This is a genomic window from Aquirufa antheringensis, assembly GCF_004307425.1.
Classification (GTDB): Bacteria; Bacteroidota; Bacteroidia; order Cytophagales; family Spirosomataceae; genus Aquirufa; species Aquirufa antheringensis.
Genome location: NZ_SEWZ01000002.1, coordinates 49,417 through 74,231, shown reverse-complemented (window position 1 = coordinate 74,231; position 24,815 = coordinate 49,417). Strand labels below are relative to the sequence as shown.

Below are 24,815 nucleotides of genomic sequence, written 5' to 3'. Positions count from 1 at the left end.
TATGAGAAAAAGAATTTCAAACGACGATAACCGTCGTGACAGCCGACCAACAGAAGGTCGTGCATCCACAGGAAGATCTGGAAGCAGATCAGATAGCCCTCGCGAGTTCAGAGGCCCACGCAATGACTCAGGAGCTCCACGCAACGATTCAGGTGCCCCACGTGCACCACGTTCAGAATCATCCAATCGTTTTTCAGGAGATCGCAAGCCATTCAATAGAGAAGGTGGCGAACGCAAACCGTTCAATCGCGATAACCGCGAAGGTGGCGAGCGTCGTTCATTCGGAGATCGTAAACCGTTTGATGGCGAAAGAAAACCATACCAAGGTGGTGGCGAGCGCAAGCCTTATCAAGGCGGTGAACGCAAACCGTTCAATCGTGATAACCGTGAAGGCGGAGAGCGCCGTTCATTCGGGGATCGTAAGCCGTTTGATGGAGAAAGAAAACCATACCAAGGTGGTGGCGAACGCAAGCCTTATCAAGGCGGTGAACGCAAACCATTTGGCAGAACTGAAAATCCAACACGCACACCCTATAAAGGAGATAATCGCTGGGATCGCAATGCGGCCCCTAAAGTAGAAGGTTCGGAAGAATCGACGAAACCACTTGATGAGAATCCAACAGCGCGTATTGAGCGTCGCTACGAGGAGCGTACAGAACGTTTTGCAGACCGGGAAGAGCGTCCAGAAGGGGCTCGCAATCCGCGTTATTCAGATCGGGAGACCTTTAAAAGTCGCTCGCGTTTTGATGCAGGTCCTGCCTACGAACCACAATACAAATTAGATCGCTACAAGGAGCGTGCTCCGGCGAAGATCCAGAAGAAAATCGCTCAAACCGATCGCCGTTCAGACGTTATTCGTCTAAATCGCTACATCGCTAACGCGGGAATTTGTTCTCGTCGTGACGCCGATAAATTGATCGAAGCAGGCGAAATCAAGGTAAATAACAAGGTGGTGACAGAAATGGGTTACCAAGTATATCCTACGGATATCGTGAAGTACGGTAACCGTAAATTGAACCGCGAAAAACCCGTTTATTTATTATTAAATAAGCCCAAAGACTTCTTAACAACGACCGAAGACCCGAACGATCGCAAGACCGTGATGGAATTAGTGAAGAATGCGACAGAATCGCGCATTTATCCGGTGGGACGTTTGGATAGAAACACGACTGGTTTGTTGTTGATTACGAATGATGGCGAATTAGCGGATAAATTGACGCATCCATCGAACGAAATCGAGAAGATTTACCAAGCGGAATTAGACAAGCCATTGACGGATGAAGATTTCGAGAAAATCAAAGAGGGTTTAACCTTGGAGGATGGCGAAATTAAAGTAGATGATTTGGCCAAAGTAACTCCAGACGGTTACGTCATCGGAGTGAAAATCCACTCAGGCAAAAACCGCATCGTTCGTCGTATCTTCGAACACCTTGGATACGAAGTAACTAAACTAGACCGTACGACTTTTGCCGGCTTAACGAAGAAAGACCTTCCACGCGGAAGCTGGAGATTCTTAACGGAGAGAGAGCTAGTGAAGTTGAAGTACTTACTTTAGTCGAAGCTTTGCTTCGACTAAAAGTAGCCAGTACCCAGTATCTAGTAAGTCAGTCACTGTTTACTGATTACTGGCAACTGACTACTAACAAAAAAACCCGCTGAATTCTTTCAGCGGGTTTTTTGTTAGATATTCATCAACGATTCTCTTCGTCTCATCTTTCCAGCTGGAATACCAAACATCATCTTGAAACGACGGCAGAAATACGCCGTGTCTTTGTAGCCCACTTCAGAGCCGATCGCGCGGATAGACTTCTTCGTTGTGCGAAGTAAACCTACAGCTGCTTCCATACGTTGGTATTCGATATAATCTTGTGGGTTAATACCCGTTAGCATCTTGAAATACTGACCTACGTAGTCTTCAGAAACGTTAGCGACGTTTGCCAAAACTTTATTGGATAAATCACCACCCAAATGATCCTTGATGTAGGCGAAGATATCGATTAAGCGGGGGTCTTTAAAGTAAGTCGAGTTAGTCGCTAATTGCTCTACGAATAAACGGTTTTCTATGATGTAGCGAATGACTTCGATGACGATCTCTTCCGTTTTGATCTTAATGATACGACCTTTACCAATCGCCTCAGAAAGATCCTCTTCTAAGATCTCGCGGATGGTTGCCGCTAACTTATCGTCCCGTTTGATTAAGAACGGAGGAATGTCTAAAGAGGTGAAGAAGTTGACTGAATCGAACACTTTCGCTTCGAAGGCTACCATGCCGAACGAGTTCGGCTGGGTTCCGATGAGAGAAGCGTCGGTGTTTTGGTCAAAGTACAATTCCCGATGCGTCATAAACTCTTCGTTGTTGACCGCTTTCGGTTTTTCTGCGTTTCCGTAGGTTACGCTGATCATTTTACCCCCTGGGATGAAAAGCATATCGCCTTCCTCCACCGGAGTCTCCTCCTCGCCAAAAGAAACCTCCCCTTTGTACAATATCAAGAGTGAATTTTCTACGTCGTAGAAATTCTTGATACGAATCGGTTGTAATATTCTAATGTTTCTCGCTTTGATGAATTTAACACCTAAGGACTCGATGATCTTGTTATAATCTTCCATAATTTATCACCAAACGGAGTATTTAATACGATTTTTCTACTAAACTTGGACAAAACTAATAAATCAGATAATAATTCCAAATTATTTTGTCGATTAATTTGCCCAATTTGGTCTATTTTTTTTCAGCGATTTTATTGTAATATATTAATAAGAGAGGGATTTTTTGATTTAGGTAATTCTACGCTCCTGCTTTGGCCTATTTTATAATTATTTCGTGGAAATTGTAAAATTCATTTTTTTTAAAACATTAGGGCATTTTTTATGTAAATTTGTGTTTTACTATCACAAAATCAGATGGGCTTATTTAATTTTCTTTCGAAGGATATTGCCATGGACTTAGGTACGGCAAACACCTTGATTATTCACAAAGATCAGGTCGTAGTAGACGAACCTTCGATTATCGCTTTAGATCGCAATACGAATAAGGTGTTAGCGGTGGGTCGCCAGGCGATGATGATGCACGAGAAAACGAATGACAATATTAAAACCATCCGTCCCCTAAAAGATGGGGTGATTGCTGACTTTACCGCGGCTGAATTAATGATGCGTGGTTTAATCAAAATGATGGACAAAGGAAATTCCTTCTTTTCTCCCGCCCTACGCATGGTGATTTGTATCCCTTCAGGTATTACTGAGGTGGAGAAAAGAGCCGTAAAAGACTCCGCAGAACACGCTGGAGCACGTGAAGTGTATATGGTACACGAACCGATTGCTGCGGCGATTGGTATCGGAATAGATATTGAACAACCGAACGGATCCTTAGTAGTGGATATCGGGGGTGGTACCACGGAGGTGGCGATTATTTCCTTGAGCGGAATCGTGGTTGAAAACTCGATTCGTGTTGCAGGGGATGAGTTTACTCGTGATATTAAAGATTATTTGTTACGTGAGCACAAGTTGGTTATCGGTGAGCGTTCAGCGGAGCAAATCAAAATTCAAGTAGGTTCTGCCTTGCCGGAATTAGAAAATCCACCAGCGGATTTTGAAATCCGTGGTCGTGATCAAATGACCGGTATTCCTAAAGAAATCTTGATCAATTATTCGGAAATCGCCTATGCTTTAGATAGCTCGATCACGAAAATTGAGGTGGCGATTATGGAGACTTTACAAAGAGCTCCAGCGGAATTATCTGGTGATATCTTCCACAACGGTATTCACTTAGCTGGTGGTGGTGCGATGTTGCACGGATTAGATAAGCGTATTGAGAAGAAGACTCAGTTAAAAGTACACGTGGCGGACGATCCGTTGAAAGCGGTAATCCGTGGTACAGGAGAAATCTTGAAAAACTTAGAGAAATACCGTCCGGTATTGATTACCTAGTAGGGGATGAATCAACTGTTTGAGTTCTTATTGCGTCAGCGAAACCTGTTATTGTTTGTTCTGCTGCAGTTGATCAGTCTTTGGTCTGTGTTTACGTACAATAATTACCAACATACCCTCTATTTTAACACAACGAATGCCTGGGCGGCGTCTATTTTGTCCACGCGTCAAGAAGTGGCATCCTACCATCAATTACGGGAGATTAATGGCGAATTAGCGTTAGAGAATCAAAAGCTGCATCAGCAAGTATTTCAATTGCAGGCACAGGTTCAACAGAAAGCGGATTTGCCGGTATTTTTCAGCAAGGCATCCCTTGATCGTTACAAGCCTATCGCGTGTAAAGTGATTGATCAAAGTACGAGGAATTCGCAAAATTATTTAACGATTGAAAAAGGCTATTTAGATGGTATCAAACCAGGCATGGCCGTTATTTCTTCCACGGGAGTGGTAGGGAAAGTTATCTCTTGTCAAGCAAATTTGTCCTTAATCGTTTCTGTTTTGCATACGAGTAATACGGTTTCTGCCAAAATCAAATCTTCCGGCGAGCTGGGTTACATCAAATGGCCTGGCTATCAGCCCGAAGTGGCGGAGTTGATGGACGTTTCGAAATACAAAAAAGTAGTAAAAGGAGATACCATCGTTACGTCTGATTATAATGCGGTGTATCCGCCTAATGTTCCCATTGGTATTGTAGCAAAGGTAGGATTGCAAGACGATGGAACGTTTCACGATATCAAAGTGATGTTATTGACCCATTTTTCCACCCTTCGTTATGTGTATGTGATTGAAAACAAGTTTGCGGGTCAACAGTCTAAATTAGAACAGGCAAAACCTAAAATCGACTAAGATGAACACTACTTTTCAATACAAATGGTGGATTGCAGTCTTTTTGACGATCGTCGTGCAACTTTTGTTTTTGCGCGATTTGGCCCTGTTTTATTACGGATTTTGCTTCATTTATTTGTGGGCTATTATTAAAGCGCCCATCGAAACTCCGCCTGTTTACCTGATTTTAGGCGCTTTTGCACTGGGGTGGTTGTTAGATACTTTTTATAATACCCATGGGATGCATGCGTTCTCAACTGTTTTAATTGCTTGGCTACGTCCTACTTTTTTCAATATCTTGACGCCTGCGAACGGATACGATGAGCGTTCATCGATCAGTCTGGCGGAGATGAAGTGGATGTGGTTTTTCCCTTATTTGGGATTGATGCTCATCACGCATCACCTGGTGCTATTTTTACTGGAGGCGAGTGATTGGAGTCTCTTTGGCCTGAGTCTATGGAAAGCCTTTCTTAGCACCCTTTTAGGGATCGCCGTTTTTTCTTTGTTAGAATTGTTTAACCAAGGGAAATAAGTCTTTTTGTCACCTTTTCTTTTTGGCGTTTAAATTGTAGGCATGCTAGTATCTTATTGATAAACCGCCATGAGTACAGAAACGAGTTCAGCCGTTGCGCTGACTGAATCGCAAGCCAGAGCACTCTTCGAAAAGGAGTTTGTGCCGCATATGGATGCGATGTATAATTTTGCCCTTCGACTGACGAATGACGAGGACGATGCAAACGATTTAGTGCAGGACACCTGTATGCGTGCTTTTCGATTTATCGGGTCATTTGAGCCTGGGACTTATGCCAAAGCCTGGTTGTTCCGTATTCTCAAGAATAATTTCATCAACGATTACCGCAAGAAATCCCGTGGCCCGTCCAAGGTAGAATTCGAATGGGTGGAGCAATCCTTTGCCGGAGACGACGATCCAGAACCAGCTTTTCAAGCTGATTTGCAGGCGGAAACGGTGAATGAGATGCTGGGGGATGAAATTACCTCCGCGATTCAAGCTTTGCCGGTTGATTTTAGAATGATTATCATTCTATGTGATTTAGAGGAGTTTAGCTACGAAGAGATGGCTAAAATTTTGAACATCCCAATCGGAACCGTGCGTTCACGACTTCACCGTGCGCGAACCTTATTGAAAGAAACCTTGGCTTCTTATGCCGCTAAGAAAGGCTATAAAACTGACATGTTGTCAGCCTAGCCCGGAACTTTTTTTTTGCCATCGATGTTAAAAAAATTATGAAGACGCATTGTTCCCATCAACCCGATTGCCTGCATTTGATCCAGCGCATCCTAGATAAGGAAGCGACGGCGGAGGAGGAAGCCCGTTTTTTAGCCAATAAAGACCAATGTTTGCCTTGTCAGGAGGGACATGAACTAGAAGTAGCACTTCGGAAAGCCTTAAAATCGAAATGCACCTCTACTTGCCCGTCCACTTTACTCGAAAGCATTCGTTTAAAAATATCGTCGATTGTACTCCTTATATTGCTCTTAATTCCCTTATTTTGTTGGTTCATTTAATCATCGAAATTTTTGGAAGGCAAACTCATCATATTTTCGGCCCCATCGGGCTCTGGTAAAACCACCATCGTTAAAGAATTATTGGCGCGCAATGCAAATTTGGGCTTCTCGATCTCAGCTTGTACCCGCGATAAGCGAGGCCGCCATGAGGAGCACGGGAAAGATTATTACTTTTTAACGCCAGATGATTTTCGGGCTAGAATCGCAAATGATGAATTTGTAGAATGGGAAGAGGTATATGCTGGGGCTTATTATGGAACCTTAAAGTCGGAGATTGAGCGGATTTGGGCTTCTGGGAAACATGTGATTTTTGACGTGGATGTGCGCGGAGGTTTGGCCTTAAAGAAGTATTATGGGGATCGCGCCCTTGCGGTTTTTGTGAAAGTGCCTACGTTGGAAATTCTCGAGGAGCGTTTGCGTTCACGGGGTACGGAAGATGAGGAGGCTTTGTCTAAGCGTATTTTCAAGATGAAATTTGAATGGTCTTTCCAGGAACAATTTGATGTGATTTTAGTAAATGATAAGCTCGAAGATGCAGTGGCGGAAGCACAAGCCTTGTTTGATAAATTAACGAAATAATGAAGGTAGGCCTGTTTTTTGGTTCGTTTAACCCGATACATCAGGGTCATTTGATCATTGCGCAGGCGGTGTTGAATCAAACGGAGGTAGACCAAATCTGGTTCGTCGTTTCTCCTCAAAATCCCCACAAGAAAAGTAAATCTTTATTGCATGAATTTGATCGTTTGGATCTCGTAGATCGGGCTATCGCAGATAATTATTCGTTTAAATCATCGGATATCGAGTTTAATTTACCTCGCCCTTCCTATACGATTGATACGCTCGTGCATTTAGCAGAGCGTCATCCCGAAACAGAATTCAAACTGATCATAGGTGGGGATAATTTAGAGCAGTTCAAGAGTTGGAAAAACTATCACCAAATACTTGATTATTATGGTCTCTACGTGTATCCGCGGGGCGAAGAACCGGCATCGGATTTATGGGCACATAAGAACGTTCAACGCATTGAAGCACCTATTTTACACATTTCAGCGACTTATATCAGGGCCTGTATCCAACAAGGTCAGTCGGTAAAATATCTAGTTCCTGATGAGGTGGAGGCCTTAATCTCCTCCAAAAAATTCTACCTTTAGGCCTTTCCGCCTAATCGATGATCTCCTATTTTTCTCGTTTTCCTTTTGTCCGAATTTTGCTGTTTTGGATGCTAGGTATTCTGCTTTCGGGATTTGCTTATTGGCCTCTTTTAGGTGTTTTGGGTTTTCTTTTGCCGGGGAGAGTTAGTAGAAGTGCCGGTATCTCCTCCTTGATTGTTGTTTTTGCGATGGCCTGGACTGCTTACTTGATGCCCGTTTTGCCAGTGCTACCGCGCGATGGATTTGTGGTTCGAGTAGAGGGATCTGTAGAGGAGAAGCCGAAATCTTGGTCTGTCTTAGCACGATGTATGGGCTCACGAGATTCCGCACAGGTATGGTCTTCTTCCTCTGGATTATACAGGCTTTATCTCGCTAAAACATTGCCCAAACCCCAGGCTGCCGATGTGTATGCCGTGCGTCAAGCCGTCAAGCCCTTCCCATTGCCTCTTTTTCCTTTTGAAAAAGATTGGGGTGCCTATTTTTTCCAAAAGGGAATAGGCGGATCTGCCTTTGTTTCGCTCGATCGAATTCGGCTCATTGAAAAAGGAGGTGTAGATCGGACTTTTTTTGAAAAGGCTCAGGCGCATTTTGTGGGCTTACTTGAACGGGCTTTCGAGCCGGGGCGAGATCGTGATGTGGCCGAAGCAATGCTGTTAGGAGTGAAGACGAAGATTGATTTCGAAACTTTATCTGCTTACTCGGCTTTAGGAGCTATTCACATTTTGTCTGTTTCGGGTCTTCATGTCGGGCTATTGTATATGGGATTAAGCCTTATATTGGGTTTTTTACTTAAACGTCGGCCAGCTGGGCCCTATGTTTTTTTCGGATTGATGATGGCCTTGCTATGGTGCTATGCCGGGATTAGCGGTTTTTCTTTGCCGGTGCTGAGGTCCGCCTGGATGTTTTCGGTGATACTGTTTGCTAAAACTTTTCTTCATAGTCAGCAGAGCTTGAATACCTTGGCTTTTAGCGCCTTCGTCTTGTTGTTTCTGCATCCGGCGTCCTTATTTGATGCGGGGTTTCAGTTATCTTATTTGGCCGTTTGGGGATTAATGGTGTTTCAACAGCGCTGGGCATCTGTTTTTCAGTTTAGAGGTTGGCTTCGTTGGCCGTTGACCCAAATTTGGGAATTAACCTGTGTCGCCTTAGCAGCTCAAGTACTCACTTGGCCCTTGATCGTCTATTATTTTCATCAATTGCCACATCCACTTTCGTTCTTTCTATTGAATCCTTTTTTGATTTTATTCTCCTCCATCGCCTTATTTCTAGGTTTTTTACTGTTAGCGATTGGTTCCTTTTTACCCGAATGGGCTTTTCAGCCATTGGCTTATTTATTGAAAACAAGCTTTCAACTGCTGCATGGTCTGATGTTTAGCTGGGTGGAACGCGTCACCTCGGTAATCCCCTTTTTGCAGATTACGATACTTGAAATGTCTATTTATTTCTTTGCGATTGCCTTACTGGTTTGGGCACCGCGTCGATGGAAAATGGGGGCATGCCTCTTGTTATTGTTTTGGCAAAGTCCGGAAACAAAACCTCAGGCCTATTTGAGTGCTTTTAAAGGAGAAGCCGTTTGGGTGGAGAATGAAGGGGAGAAATCAATCGCTTCATTGCCTGCGAGTGCGGATCCGGCTTGGATTCAGGCGCACCTTAGTCCCATGTGGGCGAATTGTGGGGTGAAGGATACGCTGACGCGTAGGTGGCCTGTGAAGGGTAATTTACAATGGAAATACCGAAGTGAAACGTATGCTTATGTGCGCATCCCCACGGTAGCTCGGGGGCAGCAGCATTTGATTTTAGGGAAAGACGTAAAATACCGCGATAAAGAATGGCTGAAAAGCTGGCAAGAGGCCACGTGGTATTTTCTGAAGCGACCATCGGCCTATTGGATGGGTGAGCTGAAGCCTTACTTGCCTTCGCGGTATTATTTTTTAGATGAGCAACCCGCGATTAGACCATAAAAAAAGGCTGCCGGTGAGGGCAGCCTTTTCAGGATTAGCTTGGCTTCTTTTCGTTACGCTTACGCTCACTTGGATCTAACCAAATTTTACGCATACGTAAAGACTTAGGAGTGATTTCTAAGTATTCATCCTTTTGGATAAATTCCATACACTCTTCTAATGAGAAGTTTAATTTAGGAGCAATTTTGGTATTCGAATCCGTACCTGACGCACGCATATTCGTTAATTGCTTCGCAGCTTGAAGGTTCACTTCGATGTCGTTTTGGCGATTGTGCTCTCCTACTACCATCCCTGTGTATACTTCTTCACCTGGATCGATGAAGAACACCCCTCTATCTTGTAATTTATCAATCGCGTAAGGAATCGCAGGACCTGTGTTCATTGAGATCAATGATCCGTTGATACGGCCAGGAATCGCTCCTTTGAATGGTTCGTAAGCGATGAAACGGTGAGCCATAATTGCCTCTCCGAAAGTTGCAGTCAATACTTTAGAACGTAAACCAATCAAACCACGAGATGGAATGTTGAATTCTAAGTGTTGTAAGTCACCTTTAGGTTCCATAATCAACAACTCCCCTTTACCTTGAGTCGCTAATTCGATTACTTTACCTGCTACTTCTGCTGGAACGTCTACTACTAATGATTCTACTGGTTCTAAACGCTCGCCGTTTTCTCCTTCTTTGAAGATAACCTGAGGTTGACCTACTTGTAACTCATAACCCTCACGACGCATCGTTTCGATCAATACTGACAAGTGAAGTATACCACGACCAAATACTAAGAATTTATCTTCACTTTCCGTTGTAACTACTTTCAAGGCTAAGTTTTTCTCTGTCTCTTTGAAAAGACGATCACGTAAGTGACGAGACGTAACTAATTTACCTTCTTTTCCAAAGAATGGGGAGTTGTTAATCGTGAATAACATATTCATCGTAGGCTCATCAATCGCGATACGCGCTAATGCCTCTGGATTTTCTGCATCTGCAATCGTGTCACCGATTTCGAAATCTTCGATACCTGTTACCGCGCAAATCTCACCACACTCTACTTTCTCTACTTTTACTTTTCCTAGACCTTCGAAAACCTGAAGTTCTTTGATACGCATTTTCTTTGTTGTACCATCCGCTTTGCAAAGGGAGATTTGCATCCCTTCTGTCAAAGTACCACGCTCTAAACGTCCAATCGCGATACGACCTACGAAAGAAGAGTAGTCTAATGACGTGATCTGCATTTGGGGAGTACCCTCTTGTACTTTAGAAGCTGGAATGTGCTCGATGATCGCATCTAACAAGGGAATGATGTTATCCGTAGGTTGTTTCCAATCCGTACTCATCCATCCTTGCTTAGATGAACCATAGATGCAAGGGAAGTCTAATTGATCTTCAGTTGCTTCTAAGTTAAACATCAAGTCGAAAACACTTTCGTGTACTTCGTCTGGACGACAGTTCTCTTTATCTACTTTGTTTACAATAACGATAGGCTTTAATCCTAACGCAATCGCTTTTGAAAGTACGAAACGTGTTTGAGGCATCGGGCCTTCAAAAGCATCCACTAACAAGATAACGCCATCCGCCATACGTAGAACGCGTTCTACCTCACCGCCAAAGTCGGCGTGACCAGGTGTATCGATAATGTTGATTTTTACTCCGTTGTAACGAACAGATACGTTTTTAGACGTAATCGTAATTCCTCTTTCTCTCTCTAAGTCGTTATTATCAAGGATCAAATCTCCAAATTCTTGATTTTCTCTAAAAATCTTGGATGCATGAATGATTTTGTCAACTAGGGTCGTTTTACCGTGGTCAACGTGGGCAATAATGGCAATGTTGCGAATGCTTTGCATAAAAATGTATTCGTTGAATGAAACGAAATTCCTTTAATTGGGAAATTCAAGGTGCAAAGGTAGGGATTATTTCTTTGAAAAGTACTATTAACGCATTAAGAAACAAGCGCTTTCGGATTATTTTTCGCCGTTTGCGATGATACGTTCACTTGGATTTTTGCTAAAATGCCGTTTGCGTCGATTCCGCATAGGGCATACAATTCTTTTTGCTCTCCGTGCTCGACGATTTCATCTGCAATTCCAAGGCGAATAAGTTGTGAAGTGTAGTGGTTATCTACCATAAATTCCGCAATCGCAGATCCAAATCCACCTTGAATCGCTGCGTCTTCTACCGTGATCACCTTCTTGAATTGCGTAAAAACGCGGTGCAATAATTCCTCGTCTAATGGCTTCACAAAACGCATATCGAATAAGGCTGGTTTCAGTCCCTGTTCACGCGCCATTTCGCAGGCTGCTATCGCTTCATTACCGATGTGTCCAATAGATAAAATCGCGATTTCTTCGCCCTCTACCAATTGAACTCCTTTCCCGATTTCGATTTCTTCAAAGTTCGTTCTCCACGCCGGCATCACACCCTCACCACGCGGATAGCGAATAGTCATCGCTTTTTCGTGGTTTTTGAAAGAGTCTAAAGACGCCGTGTACATGATGTTTCGCAGTTCTTGTTCATTGCGAGGAGCGGCTACAATCATGTTTGGCACACAACGCATGAACGCTAAATCTAGTAATCCATGGTGTGTAGGGCCATCAGCTCCCGCTAAACCAGCGCGGTCTAAACAGAAAATAACGGGTAATTTTTGCAAGCAAACATCGTGCACGACTTGGTCATAACCACGTTGCATGAACGAGCTATAGATATTACAGAAAACGGTTAATCCCTGTGTCGCTAATCCCGCAGAGAAAGTGACCGCATGTTGTTCTGCGATTCCTACGTCAAAAGCGCGATCTGGCATCGCACGCATCATGATATTCAAGGAAGATCCTGATGGCATCGCTGGGGTGATACCCATGATTTTGCGATTCTTCTCCGCTAATTCTAAAAGGGTATGGCCAAAAACCTCCTGGTATTTAGGAGGCTGAGGGTCATCGTAGGTCTTTTTGTGGATTTCTCCGGTCGTCTTATCGAATTTACCGGGAGCATGCCACAAGGTTTGATCCTTTTCTGCCAGTGAGTATCCTTTGCCTTTAGTCGTAATGCAATGCAATATCTTAGGGCCAGGAATATCTTTTAAGTCGTTTAGAACCGTCGTTAAATTATCGATATCGTGTCCGTCGATAGGGCCAAAATACCGCAAATTCAAGGATTCAAACAGGTTGCTTTGGTTTAATAAGGTCGCTTTCAGCCCATTCTCGATCTTGGAAACGATTTCTTGAGCCGTTTTGCCGAATTTGGACATCTTGCCTAATAGGTTCCACACGTCGTCTTTTACCTTGTTGTAGGTGTGCGATGTCGTGATGTCCGTTAAGTATTCTTTTAAGGCACCCACATTCGGGTCGATCGCCATGCAGTTATCGTTCAGGATAATCAACATGTTATTCGGGATATCACCTGCGTGGTTCATGGCTTCGAAAGCCATTCCCGCCGTCATCGATCCATCGCCGATCACCGCGATGTGTTGTCTGTCTGTTTCTTTTTTGTAACCAGAAGCTACGGCCATCCCCAGCGCTGCTGAGATGGAAGTAGAGGAGTGCCCTACGCCAAACGTGTCAAAAGGACTTTCGGAACGTTTCGGAAAGCCCGAAATACCTCCCATTAAGCGATTCGTATGGAAATTTTCTCTGCGTCCGGTTAGGATTTTATGCCCGTATGCTTGGTGTCCTACATCCCAGACTAACTGGTCATCAGGTGTATTAAACACATAATGCAAGGCCACGGTTAACTCGGTTACGCCTAAGGAAGCCCCAAAGTGACCCCCATTCACCGATACATTATCTATGATAAATTGACGCAATTCGTCACAAACTTGAGGTAAGTCTGATTTCGGCAACTTGCGCAAATCCTCCGGTGTGGTGATTTGGCTAAGTAAAGGACCGGCTTCAAATTGCATAGACGCTTGTGATGATGGATAGTGAGAGATTAACCTTACAAAGGTAAAAATGTTTTTAAGCCTTAGTCATTTTTTTGACTCGCTTTGAATAATCTTTTTTGTTCGAAGTCCGTTAGACTGTCGTAACCGGATTGGGATATTTTATCTAAAATCGCATTCAGCTCCTCCTCAGGTACGGTTTCGAGTTCTTTTCGAGGTTGCACTTTTTGATGTACGGCCTGTGCAAACTCTTTAATTTTTATTTCAAAAATCGCTTGTGGTCGAGAGGCAGCTAAGAAATTTTTAGCAAATACGAAACCTAAAATAGCTCCCCCTAAATGGGCGATGTTGCCTCCCGCGTTCGCCCCAGTTGTTTCGATGAAGGACCAAAGCACGTAAAAAGCGGAAATGTATTTGATTCGAACTTGACCTAATAATAGCAGATGCACCTGGTAATTCGGTCGAATCGTCGCCGCCGCCACCACTACCGCAAAGACACCAGCGGAGGCGCCATTAAGGAAAGTAGGCCCTTTGGCCATGAAAAAACTCACCGTGTTCATCGCTAAAAGAAAGGCTGTCGCACCCGCCAAGCCACCATAAAAATAGAGTTGAACGAGCCGCTTATTCCCGATGAAATCCTGAATAATGATGCCAAACCAGTACAAGAATAGCATATTAAACACCAGGTGGAAAACCTCAATGTGTAAGAAAAAGTAGCTAATTAAGCTCCAGGGTCTTTGAATCAGTAAATCGAGTGAGGAAGGCAGGGAAACTTGCGTAAAAAAGGCATCGAATAATTCCGATTTTCCAGCGATCAGCAGCGTGACACGAGCTAGCATTAAAGCCACAAAAATGGCACCATTAGCTATAATAATCTTCAACAATCCTTGTCCAGGTTGTTGAATGATGTTTTTTATATCGGTCCAAATGCTGCGCATCCTAATAAAAGCTATCGCGTTTTTGTCTCCAAATCAATAATAAAATCACCGCAAAAAGCATTCCCCCTAAATGGGCAAAGTGTGCCACATTATCCCCTTCGGCTGCTGCTTTACCTGCCCATAATTCATAAAAGGCAAAACCCATCACGAGGTATTTCGCTTTCACGGGAATGGGAATAGGGAAGACGAACATCTCTGAGTTCGGGAACAAATACCCATAGGCCATCAAGATGCCGAAAACGCCACCAGAAGCTCCCACAACTGGGTTTTGTGTCGTGTATTCTTTGAAATGATCAATGGCACCTAAGGCATTTAAACGGCCCTCGTTAATCGAGGTGCTACCGTCAAAACGGTTAAAATAATCCATCAGAAAGTCTGAATTTGGATTAGAAAGGGCTAATTCTAAGGCCTTGCGAATGCTCGCGTAGTCATGGAAATACTGAATGGCTTCGTGCAGCAAACCAGCTCCTATGCCACAGAATAAATAGAAAAACAAGAAACGCTGTCCGCCCCATATTTTTTCCAAAATGGATCCGAACATGTAAAGGCCAAACATATTCATCAACAAGTGCATAAAATTCGCGTGCACGAACATATAGCTGATGATTTGGAAATAGTGGAATTTGCTCGATTGGAAAAAGTACAAAGCAAATAACTCATCCGGAATGAAGGCTGATCCTAAGAAGATAGCGACATTCACGAAAATTAAATTCCGTACGGTAGGTGTTAAATTTCTTAGCATATCTTATTCTTCGTAACCCCAGTCAATGGCGTTTTTCATATCTTTAATCAATAATCCGGCAGATTTGAAGGCGCCACGAATTTCATCTACTTTGTCGTATTGTCTACTTTCCTTGAAACCCTTGTAGAGCTGAAGAAGTTCATCCGTCAAGCCATTCATTTCAGCAGGGACCTCTTCTTTGATCCCTAAAACATCTTCTAAAATGCTAGTATAAGAACGCTGTAAATTCGAAAATGTTTCAGCAGAAATGGATTCGAAAGCTAATCCACCCGTGTAGAGTGAATTGATTTTTTTTAACAAGGTAAACAAGTGGGCAATCGCCACCGCCGTGTTTAAATCATCGTTCATCCCGTCATAACAGCCTTGAATGGCGTCACTGATTTCCTTTTCCTGGGCTGCATCTGGATTTGCGATGATATCCGTAGGGTAAACAAGTTTCTTTATGATGCGTAAACCGTTTGCGATCTTCTTGTACCCTTTTTGGGCCGCTTTCAGGGCGTCGTTCGAAAAGTCCAAAGTGCTGCGGTATTGTGACTGCAACATAAAGAAACGCACGGTCATGGGGCTGTAAGCTTGCTCTAAAAGGGCATGGCTGCCTGCGAACAATTCGGATGGAAGGAACGAGTTTCCGAGGGATTTACTCATCTTTTGGCCATTCACCGTTAACATATTCGTGTGCATCCAATAACGGACTGGAGCGCGGTCATAGGCTGCTTTTGCCTGCGCGATTTCACATTCGTGATGCGGGAATTTCAAGTCCATTCCACCGCCGTGAATATCAAAAGTGTTCCCTAAGTATTTGTGACTCATGCAGGTACACTCTAAGTGCCAGCCTGGAAAACCCTCTCCCCAAGGAGATGGCCAGCGCATGATATGTTCTGGAGCGGCTTTTTTCCAAAGGGCAAAATCTAAGGGATTCCGCTTCTCGCCCACCCCGTCTAAGTCCCGGGTTTCAGTTAATAAGTCTTCAATCACGCGGCCGGACAGATGTCCATAATTGCCGCCATTTTTATTGTAAGTCTCGATGTCAAAATACACCGAGCCATTCGATTCGTACGCTAAGCCTTTTTCAATCAATGACTTAGTTGTTTCTATTTGCTCCACGATATGCCCGGTCGCCGTAGGCTCGATGCTTGGTGGTAAGACATTGAATTTTTCTAATACTTGGTGGAAATCTTGGGTAAAGCGATGAACGATCTCCATGGGCTCTAATTTTTCCAATTTGGCCATCTTCCCAATCTTGTCTTCCCCCTCATCGCCGTCGCCTACTAAGTGTCCTACGTCCGTAATGTTACGCACATAACGCACCTTGTAACCGATGTGCAGTAAATAGCGGTTCAAGATGTCAAAAGACGTAAACGTACGTAGATTCCCTAGGTGAACATAATTGTATACCGTGGGTCCGCAGACATAAAGTCCCACGTGATTTTCGTGTATGGGGGTGAAAAGTTCTTTTTCACGACTCAGGGTATTGTATATTTTTAAGGGCTGCATGGTAAGCGGATCGTTTCTGATCGAATGGGGATAATAAGGAATTAAAATTAATTGGATTCTTTTAATTCACCAAACCCAAACGCAATTCATTACCTTTGTATGTTTTTTCGCATTCTAACGTTATTCGCATGTTTTTGAGAGAAGTAGGAGACGACGCTCGACTAAAAAAGACTTTTTTGGAATTCCCGGTTCAGCTCTATGCCAGCGATCCTAATTGGATTCGTCCCTTAGATAACGATATTTCATCGGTGTTCGATCCGCGCAAGAACCCCCATTTTAAACAAGGGGAGGCGATCCGTTGGATTTTATTTTCGGAATCAGGGGAAGCCATCGGTCGCGTGGCCGCTTTCTATGAGCGAAATACAAAAGAGGGCGAAGTTCCCGTAGGTGGAATGGGTTTCTTTGAGTGTATCGAAGACGAAAATGCAGCCTTTATGCTGTTTGATGCCTGCAAAAATTGGCTAGCGGAGCGAGGAATGGAGGGGATGGATGGCCCGATTAATTTTGGAGAGCGTGATAGTTTCTGGGGGTTGATGGTCAAAGGTTGGGAGTTTGAGCCTACCTATAAGATGCCTTGGACAAAGCCCTATTACATTCCGTTCTTCGAAAACTATGGTTTTCAAGACTATTTCCAACAATACGTATTCGTATCACCCATTGCAGGCGCGAATGTGACGCAGGGAATCGAAGAAAAAGCACAACGCATTTTTGAGAATCCTGATTACGTTTTCCAACACATTGAGAAGAGTAATCTCTCGAAATATGCAGAAGATTTTCGCTTTATTTTTAATGCCGCTTGGGCGAAATTCCCTGGTGTTAAGGAGATGAGTAGTGAGTCCGCTCAAAAACTGGTGAAAACCATGAAGCCCATCATCGATGAGCAATTGCTGTGGTTTGCCTATACAACGGATGGAACGCCGGTTGCTTTCTTCATTGTGATCCCCGATTTGAACCAAATCGTGAAACACCTGAATGGTAAATTGAACTGGTGGGGCATGATTAAATTCCTTTTATTGAAATTAAAAGGAACCTTGACTCGTACCTGCGGGGTGATTTTTGGGGTAACTCCAGATCACCAAGGCAAAGGAGTCGAATCTGCGATCGCCCTTCGTTTCCGCGAAGTCGCTCGCACAAATCCATTTTATCCGTATTCCACCATGGACATGAACTGGGTGGGGGACTTTAATCCTAAAATGCTTCGCTTTGTCTCCCAGCTAGGAGCCACGAACGATAAAACTTTTATTACATACCGTATATTTTTCAATCCAAACCAACCCTTTAGTCGCTGTCCTAAAGTAGGTTAAATTATTAATTATGAGCTTATTAACAATTGGAAGCGTTGCGTTCGACGCTTTAGAGACCCCTTACGGAAAGACCGATAAAATCATCGGTGGATCTTGTACGTACATCGCCTTATCTGCTGGCTTCTTTCTACCAAAAGTAAACGTAGTGGCTGTAGTAGGGGATGATTTTCCACAAGAATACATGGACACCTTGAAGTCTCGTGGCATTAATTTGGATGGTTTACAAATCAAGAAAGGGGAGAAATCGTTCTTTTGGGCTGGTAAATACCACAACAACATGAATTCACGTGACACGTTAGTGACGGAATTGAACGTGTTAGCTGATTTCAAGCCGGTGATCCCAGCATCTTACCAAGATTGTGATTATTTGATGTTAGGTAATCTAACACCACAAGTACAAATCGAAGCGATTCAAGGCTTGAACAAACGCCCTAAATTAGTCGTAATGGACACCATGAATTTCTGGATGGATGTGGCGATGGACGATTTGAAGCGTGTGTTGACGATGGTGGATGTGCTTTGCATTAATGATGAGGAGGCTCGTCAATTATCGGATCAATACTCACTTCGCACAGCTGCTAAGCTGATTATGGCGATGGGACCTAAGACCTTGATTATTAAGAAAGGGGAGCACGGTGCCTTGCTATTCCAAGGAGATCGCATGTTCTATTGCCCTGCACTTCCTTTAGAAGACGTTTTCGATCCAACCGGTGCGGGTGATACCTTCGTAGGAGGATTCATCGGTTACCTAGCGAAGACGGATGATATCTCTTTTGAAAACATGCGTCGCGCAATCGTTCATGGATCTGCGATGGCTTCTTTCTGCGTAGAGAAATTCGGTACAGAGCGTTTATTCGAAATCACGGAAGCTGATTTAGCAGGCCGTGTGAATGAATTTAGAGAGCTAGCTTCGTTCTAGTTATCCCACGATTACCTCGTGCATCAAATCCAGGTTCAGGTATTTAGCAGCCATGTCTCTAATATCCTGGGCCTGGATTTCTAGTATTTGGTCCTGGAATTGATCGTAAAAATCAGGCGCTAATCCGTTTAATTGAATTACGCGTACCTTTTCTGCGATATCAAAAGCCTGCGTCAATTCTCCAGTGAAGCTGCCCATCAAGTAGTTTTGGACGATTTCGAGTTCGTCTTGAGGGATTAGCTCCGTTTGAAGGATCGTAATTTCCTTCTTAATTTCTGCCAAAGTCGCGTCCACATTCTCTCCATTCACATCCGTACCCACCACCCAATAGCCACCGCGTGGATAGGGCGCTAAGCTGGACGAAATGCCATAGGTGAAACCTTTATCTTCTCGAATGTTTTTCTGTAATCTCGAGCCGAAATAACCGCCCAAGACGGTATTCATCAGGCTAAATTTAAAATAATCAGGATGCGTTCTGGAAATGGCAGGCAATCCAAATCGGATGGAACACTGCACGGAACCTTCTTTTTCTTCCCGAATTTTTACCGGATTCGAAGCGAATGAAACCGGAGGAATAGATAGTTCTGAGCTAGTATACTTGATTTGACCGAGTGTTTGGTCTAAATAAGCAATCTGCTCTTCGGAGATCTTTCCAGAAAGGAAAATGACTGGTTTTTGGGAAGCCCACGTAGTCGAATACTGTTGCACAAGCGCTGCGCGGTCTAATTTGTCAAAATCCTCTGCCACCGTAAAACGACCATAGGGGTCGTTCGGGAAAACTTGAGCACGGAATTTTTGGCTGGCTGCGTAGGACGTTTTTTCCCAATTCAGTTTCGTTTTTTGGCGCTCAATCTCGATCTCTTTTTCTACTTCCTCTGCCGGGAAGGTAGCTTCTTGTAGTATTTCACAAACAAGCGGAATCAACGAATGAAAGTGCTTTGTTAATCCGTACACCGTAAAGGTGCCGTGATCTAAACTGGCTTGGATATCCCAGAAGGCCCCAAAAAAATCAAATGCCTGATGAATTTCTTGAGCTGATCGTACCGCAGTACCACGCTTCATTAGCGATGCCGTCATGCCAGCTAATCCAGCCACGGGACTATGGATTGCTCCCGCCTTCGTACTTAACTCAAATTTAAAAACCTCTTGTTCTCCTGCTGAAACGACCCACACTTCGATGCCATTAGCTAAAGTGTATTGGGCAGGCGTAGGGAATAAAACTTTTTCCACCGGAAAGGCGGTAGGTGCGACGCGGCGATCTAACATAATTATCTTTCAGACTGATTAATGCCCGCGATGAGCGTTAAACGTAAGGTGTTAGCTAAGGGACTTCCTTGTCCACTCGGAACGAGGTAGGCGAAGTCCAAGCCGTATTTTTGGTCCATCTTAAAGCCTAAACCAAAGGTAAAGTACTTCCGATTTCCCTTCATTTCACTCTCGTGAAAATAACCCGTTCTTAATGCAAAGGCATTGTTGAATAGGTATTCTGCACCCACAGACGTGGTCACCTCTTTGATCTCTTCACTAATGCCATCTGGGGCATCCCCCAAAGAACCGAAAATTCCACCGATCGCCGAAACCGTCGCAGGATCTGTCCCAATCATCTTCCCATTCTCGTAGGCCGGCGGCGTAGGAACCATCAGTTTATTGAAATCAACCGTAAAGGTCAATTTGTTCAGGTCATCGATTTCATGCGTCGCTGCCATTCCGATACGTAAATTCGTAGGAATGAAGTTTTTCTCCGTTCCACCGTAGGTCACTTTACCCGAAATGTTTGAAAGAGTCAAGCCATAGCTGTATTTCCAAGGACCCACCGTTGGTTTAGCATAAAAAACAGAGATGTCTGCGGCTACCGTTTCGGCAGGTTTTAAGGAATTACTCAATCCCCCGCTCCCCTGGTAGCTTCCTAATAAGTTCGAGTTAATGTATTTCAAATTCATGCCTAATGACAAGGCAGGCGATAATTTTCTCGCGTGTGAGATGCCTATGGCAAATTCTTTCGAGTTAAAATTACCTGCGCTAGTTCCATTATCCAAAGTGGCTTGGAACATGCCTTGATCGAAATAATCAACAGAGAACCCGAAAACCAAGTTCTTCTTCGTCACCGTATAGCCCGCCACATTGTAAAGCGCCATATCATTCACCAGGTTGCGTAACCAAGGGGTATACGAAAGGGAAAAACCCATTTTCTTTTCCGTAGTGGCTAATTTCGCTGTATTCCAGTGAATCGCATTCGCGTCCACCGATAACGCTACACCCGCATCGCCCATCGCAGCAGAACGAGCATCTGGCGCAACGTTCAGAAATAAGAGGGTAGGGGTAGGAATACGCCCGGCATTGATTTGGCCTGAAACTAAGGTTGTTTGTGCATAGGATGTGATTCCGATGGTCACTAATAGTAGGGTTAGGACTCTTTTCATGGGTTATTTAATATGTCCAATACGGCCGCTGAAGCTTCTAAACGGAGTTTCGTTGTCGTAGGTTATGTCTAATTGGTAATAGTTGATGAAATCTAATTGGCTTTTCTCTGCTGCACTCCAATCGATCGAGAAAGTCTGATTCACCGAATCGCTTCCCGGAATCACTCCCGTCCTTTCGAGCAATCGTATCCCTAAGTTACTATAAATTTTTAGCTTGTAACGATAGCTCGTCCAGCGTTTCTCTTGTAAAAACGAAAAGCTGGTTCGCTCGGTCATTGGATTCGGATAAATTCGGAGCGAACCTGACTCTTTTGTGTTTTCTGAAACTCGGAATTCAAACGAACAAAATCCTTGATTCGTATGTACGTCGAACACATTTGCCTTGATTTTATAGAGTCCCGGAGCGAGTGATTCAAAAGGGAAGGTAATGCTGCCTTTTCTACTGTTTCCTGGCTCGGGGGTAAATACATCAGAGAAGGGAATTTCCAAGGTGTCGTTGATGGAAATTTGGGCTTTTTCGCCCTTAGGTCCCACAAGTCGTAAAGAACTCGCGTCGCTGATTTTAATTTGTAAGATCGGATTAGCGGAGCTAGCTAGCGGGTCAGACTCATTTAATAGGCTCGCTGTTAGTATAGGGGCGTTCACTTCTTTTTCCTCTGAGGTAGATTTCACCACGCTCTTCATTCCTCCGCCATACGTTTCCGTCGTTGTTCGCGCGGTCCATTTTAATCTCGCGGCTGGTAAGTTCGCCAAAGTGAATTTGCCTTTTTCGACCTTAGCGCTGTTGATGGCCTCTAAATCACCGGATTTTACATAGCTGAATTTATCTGTTTTTGTCCCCAAAGTCTGCATAGGCTTGTCTTCTCCAAAATAATACAAACGAATTTCTCCATCAATACTGGGAGTCGTTTGTCCTTGAATGATTCCGGAAGTCAAGGTATCTAGTCGGATTGTAAGAGCCTGTTGATTCCAAAGTAACGCTAAGGTGGGATCGCCTAGCAGGGTGATGTTGCGATTAATCACTCCAGATTGGCTATCATTCTTCGCGTCTTTAAACAAATCACCAAGTCGGTAATTTTTATCTGTTAGATGATTAGCTAACTGTCTATAAAATGCTTGGCCAAACAAGTAATTACTACTCTGGAACACGGGTCGCGTCGTCGAGATGAGACCCATGGCACCGCCCTGGTTGGATAAAAGGCTTATTTCTGCTCCAGATAGCTGATTCGGGTCGTCAAAACGACCAAACTGGCATGTCGCCGTTAACAAGAGGGGTAAATTTCGACTATTTTTCAGTGTTTGTAGCTCGTTAGTCGTGATTACCTTCTCATCCGTCCAGGCGGATTCAGATCCGTGACCTAGAAAATGGATAAAATCGGCTTCCCGGTTAAATAGGGCTAAACTGGCTTTTTGGGCGGCGGCTGAGGTATAAAATCCATTCGCCACTTCTTGAGGAAATTGGTCGAGGTAGGTTTTTTGGACTTGATACGCCTCCGGAACCAAGCGCGCGAAATCTTCTGCATCTTGCACGTGGATATTTGCATCGCCGTCATCCGCAAACCAAGCGAAGCGGTAGGGTTGCTGCTGAGTGCGCGTCTCGTAACTGATTAGTTTATTAACCACCGTATTTGCCTCTTCGATTGACTTTGCTGGGATACGTCCGATGCCTACCGCCAGCGGTTCATTCACCGCCTCATTTCCCTCTAGCCATTCGCCTTGGTTATCTGCGATTAGCCCAAAATAATCATCAGACACATAGGTCTGCAAAGGTTGCAAGGACTCGCGACTTTCATAACTCGGGACATAATTCTGTCTTTCGACGGCCGAAGCCACCTTGTTGATTCCTTTGTAATCCACTGTCGCATCGCCTAAAAATAATACATAGCGAGGTTTTTTTAGGCGGATGAAATCGCGTATCGCCGTCACATCTTGTTTCCCGGCTGAGAATTCGTGGTAGATTTCTTTTGTGGAATAGGCTTTTGCAGCAATTCCCTTCGCACCTTTATAGGACGCTAGCAGTTTTGCAGCAGGAAGGATCGAAGGGCTAGAAAGGATGAGTAAATCGGCGGGAGTGTCTGCTCGAATGTTTTGGTTTGCTATGACTTCTCCCGTTTTCGGATCCGCCGCTTTTGCCGAATCAAAAATCAACAGCTCAGCCCCTGGAGTGACCTTGTTAAATACGAGGGAATTTACATTTTGCCAGCTCTTGCCTGTGAACTTGACCCAAACGAGGTGATTGGCTTGGCGGTTTTGAATGCTGATGCTGAAAGTAGAATCGGTTTTGTTGGGTAAAAAATAATGCGGATTCTCGTTCGTCGCATTGAATTTTCGAGGATAATGAAGGTCAATGTAATCGATGTAGCCAGAGCCGGTAGTATTGCTATAGGCTAGATTCCAGGTCCAGCTTTGGTCCTTAATCTCTGGTTTTACAGAAGCGGAGAAGGTCTGTAAAAAGGCTTTTTGGTCATAACGTCCGCCGGTGGTCGCTGGAAAGGTAAGGGGAGGAAGGCTATTTCCCGGAATGCTGAAGGTGAAAGTCCCTGGAGCAATGGAGGAGGAGGCTAACCTGCCAGATAGTAAGCTTGGAATCCCTATTTTGTAATCTGCTAAAGGATATTGAATCGTTCGGTTTACATTGCCAAAAAATCCATCACCCAGCCATTCTCGACCTGATTGTAATAGATTGTACGTTTCTGGCTCATAGTGAAAACGACTATAGCCATAATCTAAAGCCGTTGTATTAGCGGTAGCTGACGGAAGGTCTGTTATGGCTTTAGGCGCTGGATCATTTAAACGGATGAAATAGAAAGTAGTATCGCTGTAGTGATGGGTAAATTTCTCTCCATAAAACAAGATTTTATCTCCTTGTTTCAGGAAGGAAATCGGCTGTAAATCGATGGGTCTAGTTGCGGAGTTGGCTTGGGGCAATTCACCTATTTCGTGTCCGTAGACTCCGATCGAACTTGCTTTTAACCCGAGGGAGGAAAGCCAGGCTGGGGTGATTTGGTAGATACCAGATTGGGTGATGCCTACTTTGAGCCATTGGCCACTGGATAGGATAGAATTTTGGGCAAGTGCCGCTGATGCTACCGTCAGTAAGCCTACTACAATGCTAAGAATTCTCAAACGGTAAGACGTACGCATGTTTTGCCACCAGGTAGTTTCTGCCTGAATTTATTTCTTTGCAAATGTAACGGGTTCGGCGAAGTTTCCCTTTGATGAAGCGTAGGTTTTTTAAGGCAAAGTGTGCGCCTTCGGCTAATTCAATTAAGGGTGTTCCAGCAGGCGGTTCAGCATCGAAGCTTTTGAGAATGTCGACGAGAGGTTGGTAGCCGTTAGAGGAAGCCGCTGGATTTTGAAGATAGGCTTTCAGAACCTTGACTAACTCAGCGGGGAGTAAGTCTTCGTCTAAAATGGGCTCGAATAATTGATAGAATTCCGTCTTCCATTCTTGCCCGTGTGGAAGAACTTTGTTTTTGTGAGCCAGATAAGTGGTTAAGTGAGCAACTTCGTGAATGTAGGTCACGAGGAATGCGTAGGGATTCAAATTATGGTTAACCGTCACTTGGTGTCCTTTCGCTGGGCTGAAACGGTAATCGCCTAATTTAGAATCGCGCGATTTGCTGACAATAAAGTCAAAAGAATAATCATGCCAAAGTTGAAAGCAATATTCCGCTACTTTGGGGGGGAAGTGATCAAAAAAGGAATCAATCTTTTTATTCTTCATCCGGTTTTTA

At 44.1% G+C, this 24,815-nt stretch carries 21 protein-coding genes; 11 read left to right on the top strand and 10 right to left on the bottom strand.

All coding sequences use genetic code 11. From position 1 onward, the window contains the following. Position 1: 1 nt before the first annotated feature. Positions 2-1,555 carry a pseudouridine synthase gene (locus EWU21_RS03280; protein ID WP_130895382.1) on the top strand — a complete coding sequence of 518 codons (1,554 nt, stop codon included), beginning with the start codon at positions 2-4 and terminating at the stop codon, positions 1,553-1,555. A 125-nt stretch (positions 1,556-1,680) separates the two neighbouring features. On the opposite strand, the gene EWU21_RS03275 is transcribed toward EWU21_RS03280, so the two are convergent. Then, a complete protein-coding gene (locus EWU21_RS03275) occupies positions 1,681-2,607 on the bottom strand; it encodes a helix-turn-helix domain-containing protein (protein WP_130895381.1) in 927 nt (308 codons plus the stop codon). A 294-nt stretch (positions 2,608-2,901) separates the two neighbouring features. Between EWU21_RS03275 and EWU21_RS03270 the strand changes: the two genes are divergently transcribed. The 8 genes from EWU21_RS03270 to EWU21_RS03235 all read left to right on the top strand — a co-directional run bounded on the left by EWU21_RS03270 (position 2,902) and on the right by EWU21_RS03235 (position 9,391). Next, the gene (locus EWU21_RS03270; RefSeq protein WP_130895380.1) at positions 2,902-3,927 is read left to right on the top strand and encodes a rod shape-determining protein; all 1,026 of its coding nucleotides are present in this window, start codon (positions 2,902-2,904) and stop codon (positions 3,925-3,927) included. A gap of 6 nt (positions 3,928-3,933) precedes the next feature. After that, positions 3,934-4,773: a rod shape-determining protein MreC gene (gene mreC / locus EWU21_RS03265; protein WP_130895379.1), complete on the top strand. Its 840-nt coding sequence runs from the start codon at positions 3,934-3,936 to the stop codon at positions 4,771-4,773. Position 4,774: 1 nt separating this feature from the next. Then, positions 4,775-5,284 (top strand): hypothetical protein, encoded by a 510-nt coding sequence (locus tag EWU21_RS03260; RefSeq protein ID WP_130895378.1) that lies wholly within the window; start codon positions 4,775-4,777, stop codon positions 5,282-5,284. 69 nt (positions 5,285-5,353) lie between these two features. Beyond that, complete coding sequence (locus tag EWU21_RS03255) at positions 5,354-5,959, top strand: sigma-70 family RNA polymerase sigma factor (protein ID WP_130895377.1); 606 nt, start codon at positions 5,354-5,356, stop codon at positions 5,957-5,959. 38 nt (positions 5,960-5,997) lie between these two features. Then, positions 5,998-6,279 carry a hypothetical protein gene (locus tag EWU21_RS03250; protein ID WP_130895376.1) on the top strand — a complete coding sequence of 94 codons (282 nt, stop codon included), beginning with the start codon at positions 5,998-6,000 and terminating at the stop codon, positions 6,277-6,279. 12 nt (positions 6,280-6,291) lie between these two features. Then, entirely contained in the window at positions 6,292-6,858 is a 567-nt protein-coding gene (gmk, locus tag EWU21_RS03245) for a guanylate kinase (RefSeq protein ID WP_130895375.1), read from the top strand. Further along, on the top strand, positions 6,858-7,430 hold the full coding sequence (nadD, locus tag EWU21_RS03240; RefSeq protein WP_130895374.1) for a nicotinate (nicotinamide) nucleotide adenylyltransferase: 573 nt from the start codon (positions 6,858-6,860) through the stop codon (positions 7,428-7,430). Before gmk ends, nadD begins: the two co-directional genes overlap by 1 nt. Positions 7,431-7,447: 17 nt before the next feature. Continuing rightward, positions 7,448-9,391, top strand: coding sequence for a ComEC/Rec2 family competence protein (locus EWU21_RS03235; RefSeq protein WP_130895373.1), 1,944 nt, complete (start codon positions 7,448-7,450; stop codon positions 9,389-9,391). A 34-nt stretch (positions 9,392-9,425) separates the two neighbouring features. On the opposite strand, the gene typA is transcribed toward EWU21_RS03235, so the two are convergent. From typA to cysS, 5 genes are all read right to left on the bottom strand, one after another. Then, positions 9,426-11,234 carry a translational GTPase TypA gene (gene typA, locus EWU21_RS03230; protein WP_130895372.1) on the bottom strand — a complete coding sequence of 603 codons (1,809 nt, stop codon included), beginning with the start codon at positions 11,232-11,234 and terminating at the stop codon, positions 9,426-9,428. 95 nt (positions 11,235-11,329) lie between these two features. Continuing rightward, entirely contained in the window at positions 11,330-13,282 is a 1,953-nt protein-coding gene (dxs, locus tag EWU21_RS03225) for a 1-deoxy-D-xylulose-5-phosphate synthase (protein WP_130895371.1), read from the bottom strand. A 62-nt stretch (positions 13,283-13,344) separates the two neighbouring features. Next, the gene (locus tag EWU21_RS03220; protein ID WP_130895370.1) at positions 13,345-14,199 is read right to left on the bottom strand and encodes a rhomboid family intramembrane serine protease; all 855 of its coding nucleotides are present in this window, start codon (positions 14,197-14,199) and stop codon (positions 13,345-13,347) included. A 1-nt stretch (position 14,200) separates the two neighbouring features. Then, positions 14,201-14,941 (bottom strand): rhomboid family intramembrane serine protease, encoded by a 741-nt coding sequence (locus tag EWU21_RS03215; RefSeq protein ID WP_130895369.1) that lies wholly within the window; start codon positions 14,939-14,941, stop codon positions 14,201-14,203. Positions 14,942-14,944: 3 nt separating this feature from the next. Continuing rightward, positions 14,945-16,435 carry a cysteine--tRNA ligase gene (gene cysS / locus EWU21_RS03210; protein ID WP_130895368.1) on the bottom strand — a complete coding sequence of 497 codons (1,491 nt, stop codon included), beginning with the start codon at positions 16,433-16,435 and terminating at the stop codon, positions 14,945-14,947. Positions 16,436-16,563: 128 nt separating this feature from the next. Here cysS and EWU21_RS03205 point away from each other — a divergent pair, with 128 nt between their 5' ends. Together EWU21_RS03205 and EWU21_RS03200 are read left to right on the top strand one after the other, a co-directional pair. Then, on the top strand, positions 16,564-17,739 hold the full coding sequence (locus tag EWU21_RS03205) for a hypothetical protein (protein ID WP_130895367.1): 1,176 nt from the start codon (positions 16,564-16,566) through the stop codon (positions 17,737-17,739). A gap of 10 nt (positions 17,740-17,749) precedes the next feature. Further along, positions 17,750-18,658 carry a PfkB family carbohydrate kinase gene (locus EWU21_RS03200; protein ID WP_130895366.1) on the top strand — a complete coding sequence of 303 codons (909 nt, stop codon included), beginning with the start codon at positions 17,750-17,752 and terminating at the stop codon, positions 18,656-18,658. Here the strand turns inward: EWU21_RS03200 and EWU21_RS03195 are convergent, their stop codons facing one another. The 4 genes from EWU21_RS03195 to EWU21_RS03180 are packed head-to-tail and all read right to left on the bottom strand — an operon-like array spanning position 18,659 to position 24,805. After that, positions 18,659-19,924, bottom strand: coding sequence for a M16 family metallopeptidase (locus tag EWU21_RS03195; protein WP_130895365.1), 1,266 nt, complete (start codon positions 19,922-19,924; stop codon positions 18,659-18,661). It lies immediately after the preceding gene. Between the two features lie 2 nt (positions 19,925-19,926). Beyond that, positions 19,927-21,078, bottom strand: a complete 1,152-nt coding sequence (porV, locus tag EWU21_RS03190) for a type IX secretion system outer membrane channel protein PorV (protein WP_130895364.1) — start codon at positions 21,076-21,078, stop codon at positions 19,927-19,929. 3 nt (positions 21,079-21,081) lie between these two features. Further along, positions 21,082-24,222, bottom strand: a complete 3,141-nt coding sequence (gene porU / locus EWU21_RS03185; protein WP_130895363.1) for a type IX secretion system sortase PorU — start codon at positions 24,220-24,222, stop codon at positions 21,082-21,084. Then, positions 24,191-24,805 (bottom strand): SprT-like domain-containing protein, encoded by a 615-nt coding sequence (locus tag EWU21_RS03180; RefSeq protein WP_161566466.1) that lies wholly within the window; start codon positions 24,803-24,805, stop codon positions 24,191-24,193. The genes porU and EWU21_RS03180 overlap by 32 nt, the downstream gene beginning before the upstream one ends. Between the last annotated feature and the right edge of the window lie 10 nt (positions 24,806-24,815).